The organism is Pantoea sp. KPR_PJ (genome assembly GCF_041386365.1).
In the GTDB taxonomy this organism is placed as follows: domain Bacteria; phylum Pseudomonadota; class Gammaproteobacteria; order Enterobacterales; family Enterobacteriaceae; genus Pantoea.
On record NZ_JABMIK010000009.1, the window covers coordinates 56,488 to 70,502 of the forward strand.

Genomic DNA, 14,015 nt, shown 5'->3' on the forward strand with positions numbered 1-14,015 from the left:
CGGGAATTACCAGTCAAACATCACAACATCAGAAAGCGCGCTGGTAAGGGATGATTCCCTGGCGCAGCATCTGATCGGTGCCTAAGCCATAACCGGAGCTCAAACCACGCAGCTCAATGTTGAATGAGATTTGGTTGTCATACTTACTATCGTTATTTTCCCAACCGTTGATCTTACGTTCGTAGCCGACGCGGATCGCGTAGCAGCAAGAGCTGTACTGCAGGCCCAGCAGCTGCGACGCCGGTTTCTTGTTGCGCGTGTCGTAATAATACGCACCCACCACCGACCAGGCATCTGCAATTGGCCAGCTGGCCGTACCGCCCACCTGTGAAATCCCGTTTTTGTAAATCGGGTTGTTCACCAGTGCAGAGTTATTCAACGCACTGGCAACGTATTCCGGGCTGCTGTAGCGGTAGCTCAGCTGCAGAATACGATCCGCATCGCGGCGGTACTCCAGTACGGTATTGCCCTGCGCCACGTTATCCAGACGGGTATCATATTGCAGCCCGCCGCGCACCGCCCAACGGTCGCTGACCTTCCAGTAGGTGTCACCAGCCCAAATCAGGCTGCCGGTGTCATCTTCTTTGGTGGTCTGATTCACGCCAGTGCGTGAAGGGGTAAACGAGTAGATTTGACCCACGGAAACATTAAAACGTTCAACCAGATCTTGATCATAAATACGCGTGGTAACACCGGATGCGACTTCATTGGCCGAGGCGATACGATCCAGGCCGCTGTAAGTACGGTCGCGGAACAGGCCAGTATAGTCGGTCTGCAGCAGCGTCGAGTCATACGGGTAGATACTGCTCTGGTCGCGGTACGGAATATAAAGATACTGAACGCGCGGTTCCAGCGTCTGGGTATAGCCCTCTGCCCAGTCCATATTGCGATCGAAAACCAGGCGGCCATCGACTTTGAACTGCGGCATGGTGCGGTTGACCGTGCTCTTCAGCTGGCTGCTCTGGCTGTTGGCATTTCCTGCCAGATTCGCATTGTAGTAATCCAGTGAATCCTGCTGGTAGTGCGTGGCCAGGAGCTTAGCCTGAGTATCAAGGCTGGCCCAGCCGTTAGAGAGCGGCAGGTCAAGCGTCGGCTCAATATGCAGACGTGTTGCTTCAGGATAGTTGTCGTTGACGTTGGTAAACTTCACCGCCTGCGCATAGATGCGGCCATCAAACGGCCCCATATCGTTCTGGTAGAAGTTTACATCCAGCTGTGGCTGCGCACGATATACGTTGCTGTTGCTGGTGTCGCCAAAGACCTGGAAATCCCTGCTCGAAAGCGTGGCATCCCAGTTTGTGTCGGCGTAGCCGATGCTGAATTTTTGCGTCGCATAGCCGTCGGTGGAACTGTAGTATTTGGAGTCGAGGTCGTTAAAGTAATATGGATCGCTGACCTTGGTATAGTTGGCGCTAAAACGCCAGTGCTGTTCATAAACGCCCGCGTGCTGCCAGTAGAAGAGCCAGCGGTCGCTGCTCTTGTCCTCTGCGATACCACGCACCGCTTTATCTTTATCGTACTGATCGTCTGACGGCAGATAATCAAACTCCATCAGACCCGCACCAAACTGCGTCAGATAACGAAATTCGTTTTCCAGCTGCATGCCGCGCTTCGACATGTAATGCGGCGTAATAGTGGCATCCGCCTGCGGCGCGATGTTCCAGTAGTAGGGGAGAACAAATTCAAACCCTTTACTGCTGCCATATTTTGCGTTCGGGATCAGGAAGCCGGAGCGACGACGATCGCCAATCGGCAACTGCAAATAGGGGCTATAAAAGACCGGCACCGCGCCCAGTTTAAAGCGGGCGTTCCAGATTTCAGCAACTTCTTCCTGACGATCCTGAATAACCTCAGAACCCACCACGCTCCAGCTGTTATAGCCGGGCAGACAGGAGGTAAAAGTGCCGTTTTCCAGAATGGTGTAGCGGTTGCTGTCGCGCTGCTTCATCAGCTCGGCGTCGCCGCGTCCCTGACGTCCCACCATCTGGTAGTTACCGTTCCAGACGTTGGTGTCTTTGCTGTTCAGATTTGACCAGGCTTTAGGGCCCTTGAGAATGACCTGATTATCGTCATACTGCACGTTACCCAGCGCATCGACGGTACGAACCGGGGTGGTCTGCCCCTCCTGCTGGCGCTGATGCAGCTGCATCTCGTCCGACTGCAGGCGGCTGTTGCCCTGCTGGACATCCACATTCCCCGTGAATACCGCGTCGTCTGGATAGTTCCCTTTTGCTGCGTCGGAGTGGATTGTCACCGGCAGCTGGTTTGTCTGGCCAGTGACCAGCGGGCGATTATAGCTCGGCACGCCCAGCATACACTGCGACATGAGATCGTCGGCCAGAGCAGACTGACTGGAAAGTGCTGCGCCAATCATGGTGGCCAGCAGGGTAGGTAGTCGTTTATTCATACGCGGTATCGAGAATTCCATGAAAACTGGCATCATGCCGACAATCGGCTCAGAGACTAACGTACTGCCCGGCGTTGTGCCAGTGTTAATCCGTGTCTGTCCGCGTTGCCGTTAGGCGCTGGGATAAATGACAGGTATGATAATGCAATTTTCAGCCGCAAGCATGGCGAATTGAGGAGTTTATGCGCTACTGGGGAAAAGTTATTGGGCTGGTGCTGGGGTTACTTTCCGGCGCGGGTTTTTGGGGTATCGTGCTCGGCCTGCTGATTGGCCATCTCATCGACAAGGTTCGCAGCGCCAAAGGACAGGCCTGGTTTGCCAATAATCAGACGCGTCAGACGCTGTTTTTTCAGACCACCTTTCAGGTGATGGGCCATTTGACCAAATCGAAAGGGCGCGTCACCGAAGCCGATATTCAAATTGCTTCCTTATTAATGGATCGCATGCAGCTTCATGGCGAGGCACGTACGGCTGCGCAGCGCGCCTTCCGCGAGGGCAAGCAGGGCGATTATCCGCTACGCACGAAACTGCGCGAGCTGCGCAGCGCCTGTTTTGGGCGTTTTGATCTTATTCGGATGTTTCTGGAAATTCAGATCCAGGCCGCGTTCGCTGACGGATCGCTGCACCCGAATGAACGCCAGGTACTCTACGTTATCGCAGAAGAGCTGGGAATTTCGCGCGTTCAGTTCGATCAGTTTTTACGCATGATGGAGGGCGGCCAGCAGTTTGGCGGTGGCCAGAGCGGCGGCTTTCAGCAGGCGCAGCGTGGGCCGACGCTGGAAGATGCCTGTAGCGTGCTGGGCGTTAAAAGCAGCGACGACGCGACCACCATTAAGCGCGCCTACCGCAAACTCATGAGCGAACATCATCCCGACAAGCTGGTGGCGAAAGGCCTGCCGCCGGAAATGATGGAGATGGCGAAGCAGAAGGCGCAGGAAATTCAGGCGGCTTACGATCTGATTCGCCGCGAGAAAGGCTTTAAGTAGCGCGCGGGTTCACTTAAAAATCGGCGGGCTGACGAAACGTCATGCTGTTGCCAAATACCGGATGCGTGATGGTCAGCGATTCGGCATGCAGCAGCAGGCGCGGCGCGCGGGCTTTTGCGTCCGGATGAGCGTAAAAGCCGTCGCCCAGGATCGGATGGCCCAGCGCCAGCATATGGACGCGCAGCTGATGCGAGCGGCCGGTGATCGGCTTCAGCGCCACGCGCGCGCTGTTGTCGTCCAGCCAGGCCAGCACTTCATACTCGGTCTGCGCCGCTTTGCCGGTTTCAAAGCAGACTTTCTGTTTCGGCCGGTTCGGCCAGTCGCAGATCAGCGGCAGATCAATAACCCCTTTTTCCGCTGCCGGATGGCCCCAGACGCGCGCCACATAGCTTTTTGACGGCTCGCGCTCGCGAAACTGGCGCTTTAGCTCGCGCTCCGCTGCCTTGGTTAAGGCGACCGCCAGCACGCCGCTGGTGGCCATGTCGAGACGATGCACCGATTCCGCCTGCGGATAGTCGCGCTGAATGCGCGTCATGATGCTGTCTTTGTGCTCTTCCAGGCGGCCAGGCACCGACAGTAACCCGCTCGGCTTGTTGACCACCATAATGTGCGCATCCTGATAGAGGATGTGCAGCCAGGGTTCGCGCGGCGGATTGTAGGGTTCCATGGTTTATTCTGCTTATTGATCGAAGAAAAGGAGCCGGATGATCCCGGCGTTTGTTCACTCTGTGCCAGCGCAAGTGAGCGGGCCCGATCGCAAAGGCGCAAAAGGCGGCCTTGTTGCCCGCTCGCCCCGCGTCATCCCTGACGCGAGACACTTTGCTTCCCGGTCCCGCTTACCTGCCTGCAGGCCTTTTAACCGTCTGAAAGAGGCTACTGATGCGTTACCACGATCAGGCGTAGCGCATCCAGACGCCAGTTAGCTTCGCTCAGGCTTTCCAGCACCTGCTGACGGTTGCTCTCCAGCGCCTCGACCTCATCGTCACGGATGTTCGGGTTCACCGCCTTTAGCGCTTCCAGACGCGACAGCTCTGCGCCCAGCTTCTCGTCAGCTTCGGTGCGCGCCGCTGCGATCAAGGCTTGTGCTTCCGCCACCACTTTCTCTTCGGCCTGTACCAGAATCGCATGCACATCCTGCTGTACCGCATTCACCAGTTTACTGCCGGTATGGCGGTTTACCGCGTTAAGCTGGCGGTTGAAGCTTTCAAATTCCACCTTGCCCGCCAGGTTCGTGCCATTACGGTCCAGCAGCATACGGATCGGCGTTGGCGGCAGGAAGCGAGTCAGCTGCAGATGCTTCGGCGCCTGCGCCTCTACGACATAGATCATCTCTACCAGCAGCGTGCCGACCGGCAGCGCTTTGTTTTTCAGCAGCGACAGCGCACAGCTGCCGGTGTCGCCGGAGAGGATCAGATCCAGGCCGTTGCGGATCAGCGGATGTTCCCAGGTGATGAACTGGGTATCTTCACGCGAAAGCGCCTGGTCACGGTTGAAGGTAATGGTACAGCCATCTTCCGGCAGACCGGGGAAATCGGGCACCAGCATATGATCGGACGGCGTCAGCACGATCAGGTTATCGCTGCGATCTTCCTGGTTGATACCGACGATATCAAACAGATTCAGGGCAAAGTTCACCAGCTCAGTGTCGTTATCCTGCGCAGCAATCTCTGCCGCCAGCGCCTGCGCCGCTTCGCCGCCGTTAGAGTTCAGCTCCAGCAGGCGGTCACGGCCCTGCTCCAGCTGTGACTTCAGCTCCTCATGCTGCTTGCGGCACTCGACAATAAACGCGTCCAGGCCTTCGCTGTTTTCCGGCGCGGCAAGGAAGTTAATCAGCGGCTGATGCACGCTGTCATAAATCGTGCGGCCGGTCGGACAGGTATGTTCGAAGGCGTCGAGCCCCTCATGATACCAGCGCAGCAGTACCGCCTGAGCGGTTTTCTCCAGCCAGGGCACCATAATCTGAATGTCGTGCGCCTGACCGATACGGTCGAGTCGGCCGATACGCTGCTCAAGTAAATCGGGGTTAAACGGCAGATCGAACATCACCAGACGGCTGGCGAACTGGAAGTTGCGGCCTTCGGAACCAATTTCAGAGCAGAGCAGCACCTGCGCACCGTTCTCTTCCGAAGCGAACCATGCCGCCGCACGGTCGCGTTCAATAATCGACAGGCCTTCATGGAACACCGCTGCACGGATGCCTTCTCGCTCGCGCAGCACCTGTTCCAGCTGAAGCGCGGTGGCCGCTTTCGCACAGATCACCAGCACTTTCTCTTTGCGGTTGCTGGTCAGATAGCCGAGCAGCCACTCAACGCGCGGATCGAAGTTCCACCAGGTGCCTGTATCGCCCTCAAATTCCTGATAAATTTGTTCCGGATAGAGCAGATCGCGCGCGCGCTCTTCAGCGCTTTTGCGCGCGCCCATAATACCCGAGACCTTGATGGCGGTCTGATACTGGGCAGGCAGCGGCAGGCGGATCTGGTGCAGCTCACGTTTCGGAAAGCCTTTTACGCCGTTACGCGTATTGCGGAACAGCACGCGGCTGGTGCCGTGGCGATCCATCAGCATGGTGATCAGCTCTTTACGGGCGTCCTGCTTGCCGTCGCGATCGCTGTTAGCGACCTGGAGCAGCGGCTCAATATCCTGTTCACCAACCAGATCGTTAATCATATTCATCTCGTCCTGCGAGATGGCTTTATCTGCCAGCAGGGAAGAGACCGCATCGGCAATCGGGCGGAAATGCTGCTGCTCCTCAACAAACTGAGCAAAGTCATGAAAACGATCAGGATCGAGCAGGCGCAGGCGCGCAAAGTGGCTCTCCATCCCCAGCTGCTCCGGCGTCGCGGTCAACAGCAACACGCCGGGGATCTGCTCCGCCAGCTGCTCAATAACCGCATATTCACGACTCGGCTCGCCTTCGCTCCAGGCAAGATGATGCGCTTCATCTACCACCATCAAATCCCACTCTGCTTCCGCCAGGAGCGCAAGGCGCTGCTTGTTGCGACGGACAAAATCGAGCGAGCAGATAATCAGCTGTTCGGTTTCAAACGCATTATCACTGTCGTGCTGCGCTTCGGCGTAGCGGTCGTCGTCGAACAGCGCAAAATGCAGATTAAAGCGGCGCAGCATTTCAACCAGCCACTGATGCTGTAGCGTTTCCGGCACGATAATCAGCACGCGCTCGGCGCGTCCGGCCAGCAGCTGCTGCTGGATGATCATGCCGGCTTCAATGGTTTTACCCAGTCCTACCTCATCCGCCAGCAGCACGCGCGGCGCATGGCGACGGCCCACGTCATGGGCAATATGTAACTGGTGGGGGATCAGGTTAGTGCGCATGCCGCGCAGGCCGCTGACCGGCAGGCGATACTGGGCACTCTGATATTTGCGGGCGCGAAAGCGCAGGGCGAAGCGATCCATACGGTCAAGCTGTCCAGCAAACAGGCGATCCTGGGGTTTACTGAACACCAGCTTGCTGTCGAGCATCACTTCGCGCAGCACGACACCGGTCTCGTCAGTATCGAGACGCGTGCCGATATAGGTCATCAGGTCATTGTCATTGCGGACTTCATCGACGCGCATCTGCCAGCCTTCGTGGCTGGTTACCGTATCGCCCGGATTAAAGATAACGCGAGTCACCGGGGAGTCGTTACGGGCATACAGACGGTTTTCACCTGTAGCCGGAAACAGCAGCGTAACCATACGGGCATCCGCCGCGACCACCGTTCCCAGTCCCAGTTCACTTTCAGTGTCACTAATCCAGCGTTGACCTAATGTAAAAACCATATCTTGTTAGCTCGAATTTTTAATGTGTTTTTGGAGAGGTTTCCCAGCCACAGGCAATACCTTTTCGCCAGACAAAAAGAGGTCTGGTCAGGTTTTAAGAGCGGTGAGGTAAGGGAAGGGCGCTATGGTACTGGAAGGCAGGCCATTCGTCACCTGTCAAAAAAGCCCCAGCTGCCCCGTAATCAGTGTAGCAAAATCACCGTCAACGAACGGCAAAATGCCGTCAGCCACGGGCTGAAGCTGCTTGCTGACGTAGTGATCGTAGTCAAGCGGCGTAACGCGCGCTTCCAGCGGCTCAGGTCCGGCGGTGGCAATGACGTAGCGAATCGAGCCGCCTTTCTGGTACTGGAGAGGACGGCCCAGCTTGCGGTTCTGATCGTCTGCCAGCCGCGCGGCGCGCACGTGCGGCGGCACGTTGCGTTCATATTCAGCCAGTGGGCGGCGCAGTCGCTTTTTATACACCAGCTGGTCGTCCAGCTCGCCCGCCAGCAGCTTCGTCACCGTGTCGCGCACGTAATCCTGCCAGGGCTCATTACGAAAGATGCGGCCATAGAGTGCCTGCTGGAACTGCTGCGCCAGCGGTGTCCAGTCGGTGCGTACCGACTCCAGCCCCTTAAAGACCAGCCGCTCGTTTACGCCGTCGCGGATCAGCCCGGCGTAACGCTTTTTGCTGCCCTGTTCGGCACCGCGAATGGTCGGCATCAGAAAGCGGCTAAAATGATTTTCATACTCCAGCTCAAGCGCGCTGGTCAGGCCATACTGCTGTTGCAGATGTTCGCGCCACCAGCGGTTAACCCGTTCCGCCAGCCGGCGGCCCGTCTCTTCGGCTTCCGCTTCGTTGTGCGGCGCTTTCAGCCAGACAAAGGTAGAATCGGTGTCGCCGTAAATTACGTCAAAGCCCTCTGCTTCTATCAGCTCGCGCGTCTGCTGCATGATGGCGTGGCCGCGCAGCGTAATGGATGAGGCGAGACGCGGATCAAAGAAGCGGCAGGCGCTGGTGCCCAGCACGCCATAAAACGCGTTCATAATGATTTTCAGTGCCTGCGACAGCGGCTTATTGCCCTGCTTTTTGGCGGCTTCACGTCCCTGCCAGATCTGCTCAACCATAGCGGGCAAACAGTGCGTGGTGCGCGAAAAACGCGCCTCGCGAAAGCCGGGCACCGAATCGGCATCATCAGGGTGTGCCAGGCCTTCCACCAGCCCAACCGGATCGATCAGAAAAGTGCGGATGATAGAGGGATAAAGGCTTTTATAGTCGAGCACCAGCACCGAGTCATAGAGGCCGGGGCGCGAATCCATCACGTATCCGCCGGGGCTTGCTTCCGGTGCGATCTCGCCGAGGTTAGGGGCCACAAAGCCCGCGCGATGCATGCGGGGAATATAGAGGTGGCTGAACGCCGCCACCGATCCGCCATGCCGATCGACGGCCAGGCCGTTAACTGCCGCACGTTCCAGCAGGAACGGCATAATTTCAGTTTTATGGAAGATGCGCGTCACCAGCTCGCAGTCTTTGAGGTTGTAACGGGCCAGGGCGGGCTTATCGTTCGCGAAGCGCCAGTTGATCTCCTCCATGCGGTGCCACGGATTATCAATAGCTTTGCCTTCTCCCAGCAGGTTTTGCGACACCGATTCCAGACTAAAGGAGGGAAAGTCCCAAAAGGCGGATTTCAGTGCCTCAATGCCGTCGATAAGCAGCCGACCCGGCGCACTGGCGGAGAATACGCCAGGCTTGAAGCCATGCTCACGCCACTCCAGCGGGGCATTCTGGCGGCCCAGCCGCAGCGGAATGGCGTAGCGGTCGGCATGTTTTTGCAATACGCGCAGGTCGAACTGGATGACGTTCCAGCCGATCAGCACGTCGGGATCGTGCTGCGCAAACCAGGCGTTAAGCGCCTCCAGCAATTGTGGCCGGGTATCAACATAGATCAGGTCAAAATCGAGCGCGCTGGCGTCACCGTTGGGCGGGCCCAGCATAAAAACCTGGCGCTGGCCACACCCCTCCAGACCGATGCAGTAAAGCTCGCCGTGCTGGGTGGTTTCAATGTCCAGCGACACCCATTTCAACGGCGGCCGGTAGTCGGGATGGGGCTTCAGCCGCGCGTTAATCAATGCCTCGCCCTGTGCTTCACCGCTAAACCAGACCGGCGCAGTGATAAAGCGTTCCATCAGGAAACGGTCAGGTGGCCGAATGTCCGCTTCATAGACTGGAATACCCTGCTCGCGCAGCAGCTTTTCAATACGCTGAAGCTGGCGGTGCTGGCGACAATAGAGACCGAAAACGGGGCGACGACGGAAATCTTTCAGCGCCAGCGGCTGTAGCCGCAGCTGACGCTCATCGCGCAACAGCGCTTCTACCTGCGGCTGGTAGTCGCAGGGAATAAACGCCACAGATTCCTGGGCTGGCAGCACCAGCCGCTGGGGACCGCTGTCTGTCGCCAGCCAGAGAATGATTTCAATGCCCTGAGGGCTGTCGCGCCAGTGGCGGGTAAGCAGGTATCCTGCACGTGGCTTATTCACATCAGCTCCAGATGAAAAAACAGCCAGAGTATAACATGGTTATTTATCCAGTGCTCGCGGTGCGCTTTTGTCAATATTGGCCTACAATTCTTACCTTGACGCTGTTGCGCTACCTCTGGACAATCCAGCATCCCACGTCTGATAAGGAAGGTTATGGAAGCCTGGATTCAACACCTGTTTACGCAATCGCTGGAGTACGCGCTTATCGCTGTTGCGCTGGTGACCTTTCTGGAGTCGCTGGCCTTTGTCGGGCTGCTGCTGCCCGGTACCGTAATGATGGCGAGCCTGGGCGCGCTGGTAGGCAGCGGCCAGATTGGGCTCTATCCCGCATGGGCGGCGGGCTTCGTCGGCTGTTTACTGGGTGACTGGATCTCTTACGGTATCGGCTGGAAGTTTCAGGGGCCGCTGCACCGCTGGAAATATCTGCAAAAGTATAAGGGACTGCTGGACAAAACCGAGCACGCCCTCCATCAGCACAGCATGTTCACTATTCTGGTCGGGCGTTTTGTTGGGCCGACGCGTCCGCTGATCCCGCTGGCGGCAGGCATGCTGGAGCTGCCGGTGCGGAAGTTTCTGCCGCCGAATCTTATCGGCTGCGTTCTGTGGCCGCCGCTCTATCTGCTGCCGGGCATTCTGGCAGGCGTCGCGATTGACGTACCGAAAGACGCGCAGAGCGGCGCATTTAAATGGCTACTTCTGCTGGTGGCGCTGCTGGTGTGGCTGGGCGGCTGGCTGGGCTGGCGCTGGTGGCGCAGCGGTAAAAGCCGCGACTGGGCTACGCCGTATCTGCCACCTGAGCGTTTGCGCTGGCTGGCGCCGCTGGGGATGATCGTTGGCGTTGCCGCCCTGGCTGCTATCCAGTTCCATCCCATGATGCCGATGTTTCGCCAGCTGCTATGGCGCGTATTCTTTGCCTGAGCCTGACGCACGCGCAATACCGAGCACATCGGCTTCGTGCGTGCTGCCAGACAGCAGCGCGTCGGTCGCGCCGTCCCAGTAAACGCGGCCATCAACAATCACCAGACTGCGCGGCGCAATCTGCTGCGCATCCTCCAGACTGTGCGACACCATTAACAGGGTAATCGCCCGCGCCTCACAGACGCGACGCACCAGTTGCAGCATTTCACTGCGCAACGCCGGATCGAGTGCTGAAAAAGGCTCATCCAGCAGCAGCAGTGGACGGTCACGCAGCAGACAGCGCGCCAGCGCCACGCGCTGCCGCTGGCCGCCAGAGAGCTGGCCTGGCAGGCGCGTCAGCAGATCGCTTAACCCTGTCTGTTCGGCAATCTCCAGCAACTGCCGCTGCTGGGCCGCGTTCAGCTTTAATCCCGGATGCAGGCCCAGCGCCATATTCTGCTGCACGCTGAGATGCGGAAACAGGTTGTTTTCCTGAAACAGCATCGACACTGGCCGCTGGGAAGGCACGCTATGGCTATGGTCTGTGCCATCAATGGTCAGCGTCCCCTGGCTGACCGGCAGAAAACCGGCAATCAGGCTGAGTAGCGTGCTTTTGCCGGCGCCACTTGGGCCCAGCACCGCCAGCCGTTCGCCGCGATCAGCGTGAAAGCTGAAGCGCATCGGCAGATGTTGATACAGATAAGTCAGATTAGTCAGCGTCAGCATGGCGGCCCGGTAATTTTTCCATCAGGGTAAAAAGCAGCAGGCAGATCAGCAGCAGCAGCAGGGCGGTGATCGCACCGTCTGCACCGCGATAAGATCCGGTCTGCTGATAGAGATAAAACGGCAGCGTGCGAAAGTCAGCGCTGCCAAAGAGAGCCACCACCCCAAAGTCACCGATCGACAGAACGCAGGCGAAGGCGAGTGCCTGCGCCAGCGGACGCCTCAGCGCACGCAGCTCAATCAGCCGCAGACGGTTCCAGCCTGTAATGCCCAGTGAGGCGCAGAGAAAGGCGTAGCGCTCGGCAATATCGCGCATCGGATTTTCCAGCACTTTGAGCGCATAGGGAATGGCGAGCAGGGCGTTGGCGAACATCACCAGCCCGGCTGGCGAGTCAGGCAGGCCCGTTGTGGCGTTGAACAGCAGAAAAAAGCCGGTCGCCAGTACAATGCCCGGCATGGCCAGGATCAGCATACCGCTGGTTTCCATCATCTGGGCTGGCAGAAGGCGCTGGCGCAAGCGCAGCTCGCGGCTGCTCCAGAGCAGCATCAAGGTAAGTATTACGCAGAGTATGCCCGCACCGATGGCAATGCGCAGCGAAGTGAAGGTCGCCTGCCACAGGGCTGGCTGTACCAGCGCACCACTGACGCCACCGCGTAGTCCGTCAACCATGACCGCCAGCAGCGGTGGCAGCAGCAACAGCAGGGCCAGGCCGATAATCAGCGAGTCGGCCAGGCGTGCGCCCGGTGAATCCTGCGGATCGCGCCAGCCGCGCAGTGGAGCGCTTCCGGCGGGGATCGCCTTGCTGAAGCGCTGGCTCAGCAGCACCAGGGTCAGGCAGAACGCGAGCTGGATCAGCGCCAGCAGCGCGGCGCGACCGGGATCGTAGTCGTAACTCAGCGCCTGAAAAATCGCCAGCTCAATGGTGGTCGCCTGCGGGCCGCCGCCCAGCGACAGTACGGTAGCAAAGCTGGCAAAGCAGAGCATGAAAATCAGCGCGCCAGTGGGCAGCAGCTGACGGCGTAGCCAGGGCCACTCCAGCAGACGAAACCGGTGCCATCCGCGTAGCCCAAGCTGGGCGGCAAGCTGGCGCTGCTCGCCGGGAATGCTCTCCAGCGCCTGTAGCATCAGGCGGGTGGCCAGTGGCAGATTAAAGAAGAGATGTGCCAGCAGGATGCCCTGCAGTCCATAGGGCGAAAAGCGGTAAGGGATACCCACCAGCTGACAGAGCTGAGCCAGCCAGCCGACGCGACCATACACCGTCAGCAGCCCAAACACGGCCACCAGCACCGGCAGCACCAGCGTCATAGCGCACAGGCGTAGCAGGAGCTGGCGGCCAGGAAAGCGGCGTCGGTAGAGCGCGCGCGCCAGCGGAATGGCGGGCAGCAGAGAGAGCAGGGCAGAAAGCAGCGCCTGCATAAACGAGAAGAGCACGACGTGATGCAGATAGTCGTCGTGCAGCAGCGCCTGTCCGTCAACGGCAGGCGCGCTAACCCAGAGCGCGCCAAATGCCAGCAGCGCCACGGCGCACAGCAGTAGCGCCGCGCCGCCGCCTGGCACGATCCACAGCGGGATCAGCGGCTGACGGCGCGTTGCCATGCACCAGTCCAGTTGGCGCGCTGCTGCGCCACTTCCTGCGGCGTAAACTGCAGCGCGGTTTGCGGCACGGTCAGCGTCTGATAGCCAGCAGGCAGATCGCTTTTGATCGCCGGATACATCCAGTTGCCGGTCGGAATCGCATGCTGAAATGCGGGGGTCAGCATAAACTGCATAAACTGCTGGGCCAGCGCGGGCTGTTTGCTGCTGGCGAGCTGAGCGGCGACCTCGACCTGCAAATAGTGGCCTTCGCTAAAGGATGCGGCGGCGTAGTTCTCTTTCTTCTCTTCAATCAGGTGATAGGCGGGTGAGGTGGTATAGCTCAGCACCAGATCACCTTCCCCTTTTAAAAAGAGGCCATAGGCTTCACTCCAGCCTTTGGTCACGGTAACGGTTTTCTGCGCCAGTTTTTGCCAGGCATCGGGTGCCTTGTCGCCATAGACTTTCTGCATCCAGAGCAGCAGGCCCAGGCCAGGCGTGCTGGTGCGTGGATCTTCGTAAATTACGCGCCACTTTTGCGGACTTTCCACCAGCTCTTTCAGGCTGGTCGGCGGGTTCTTCAGGCGATTTTTATCATAGACGAAGGCGAAATAGCCGTAGTCAAACGGGATAAAGGTCTGATCCTGCCAGCCATCCGGCAGCGTCACTTTACTGAGGTCGACGCTGCTTCTGGCAAACAGCCCGGTCTGCTGCGCAGCCTGAAGCAGATTGTTATCCAGACCCAGAACGATGTCAGCCTTACTGTTTTTGCCTTCCATGCGCACGCGGTTAAGCAGCGATACGCCATCTTCCAGCGCCACATATTTCAGCTCGCAGCCGCACTGGGCTTCAAACGCTTTTTTGACGGCTGGTCCTGGCCCCCATTCAGCAGAGAAAGAGTCGTAGGTATAGACGGTGAGAAGAGGTTTCGCGGCCAGTGCCGGGACAGACAGCAACAGCAGCAGAGGAAGGATCTGTTTAACCACTTTGCGCTCCTTAGGGAGAATTGTTATGAGTCGCAAAGGATCTGAGCGTAGCAGCCTCTCAAATCCCTACGTCGGTACTAACCGAATCAGGTTCGACGGGTTTCTCTCAGCCTTTTGCAGGCACCCCGTTGAGAACGGCTCATTCT

At 58.4% G+C, this 14,015-nt stretch carries 9 protein-coding genes and 1 riboswitch; of the genes, 2 read left to right on the forward strand and 7 right to left on the reverse strand.

Annotated features, from left to right (window positions below; all coding sequences use genetic code 11):
* Positions 1–28: 28 nt before the first annotated feature.
* Positions 29–2,407: an LPS assembly protein LptD gene (gene lptD, locus HP564_RS17130; protein ID WP_371245036.1), complete on the reverse strand. Its 2,379-nt coding sequence runs from the start codon at positions 2,405–2,407 to the stop codon at positions 29–31.
* A gap of 182 nt (positions 2,408–2,589) precedes the next feature.
* Between lptD and djlA the strand changes: the two genes are divergently transcribed.
* Entirely contained in the window at positions 2,590–3,393 is an 804-nt protein-coding gene (gene djlA, locus HP564_RS17135) for a co-chaperone DjlA (protein ID WP_371245037.1), read from the forward strand.
* Between the two features lie 13 nt (positions 3,394–3,406).
* Here djlA and rluA read toward each other — a convergent pair whose 3' ends face one another.
* From rluA to polB, 3 genes are all read right to left on the reverse strand, one after another.
* Complete coding sequence (rluA, locus tag HP564_RS17140; RefSeq protein WP_371245038.1) at positions 3,407–4,060, reverse strand: bifunctional tRNA pseudouridine(32) synthase/23S rRNA pseudouridine(746) synthase RluA; 654 nt, start codon at positions 4,058–4,060, stop codon at positions 3,407–3,409.
* A gap of 206 nt (positions 4,061–4,266) precedes the next feature.
* Positions 4,267–7,173 carry an RNA polymerase-associated protein RapA gene (rapA, locus tag HP564_RS17145; RefSeq protein ID WP_371245039.1) on the reverse strand — a complete coding sequence of 969 codons (2,907 nt, stop codon included), beginning with the start codon at positions 7,171–7,173 and terminating at the stop codon, positions 4,267–4,269.
* A 156-nt stretch (positions 7,174–7,329) separates the two neighbouring features.
* On the reverse strand, positions 7,330–9,690 hold the full coding sequence (gene polB, locus HP564_RS17150) for a DNA polymerase II (RefSeq protein ID WP_371245040.1): 2,361 nt from the start codon (positions 9,688–9,690) through the stop codon (positions 7,330–7,332).
* A 153-nt stretch (positions 9,691–9,843) separates the two neighbouring features.
* Between polB and HP564_RS17155 the strand changes: the two genes are divergently transcribed.
* A complete protein-coding gene (locus HP564_RS17155) occupies positions 9,844–10,608 on the forward strand; it encodes a DedA family protein (RefSeq protein ID WP_371245041.1) in 765 nt (254 codons plus the stop codon).
* Here the strand turns inward: HP564_RS17155 and thiQ are convergent.
* From thiQ to thiB, 3 genes are read right to left on the reverse strand one after another with little or no spacing between them, the layout of a single operon-like run.
* Positions 10,585–11,313 carry a thiamine ABC transporter ATP-binding protein ThiQ gene (gene thiQ / locus HP564_RS17160; protein ID WP_371245042.1) on the reverse strand — a complete coding sequence of 243 codons (729 nt, stop codon included), beginning with the start codon at positions 11,311–11,313 and terminating at the stop codon, positions 10,585–10,587. The two genes, HP564_RS17155 and thiQ, sit on opposite strands and share 24 nt — an antisense overlap.
* Positions 11,297–12,907 (reverse strand): thiamine/thiamine pyrophosphate ABC transporter permease ThiP, encoded by a 1,611-nt coding sequence (gene thiP, locus HP564_RS17165; protein ID WP_371245043.1) that lies wholly within the window; start codon positions 12,905–12,907, stop codon positions 11,297–11,299. Before thiP ends, thiQ begins: the two co-directional genes overlap by 17 nt.
* Positions 12,883–13,869, reverse strand: coding sequence for a thiamine ABC transporter substrate binding subunit (gene thiB / locus HP564_RS17170; RefSeq protein ID WP_371245044.1), 987 nt, complete (start codon positions 13,867–13,869; stop codon positions 12,883–12,885). The genes thiP and thiB overlap by 25 nt, the downstream gene beginning before the upstream one ends.
* Before the next feature lie 45 nt (positions 13,870–13,914).
* Positions 13,915–14,007, reverse strand: a riboswitch (TPP riboswitch).
* Positions 14,008–14,015 lie beyond the last annotated feature (8 nt).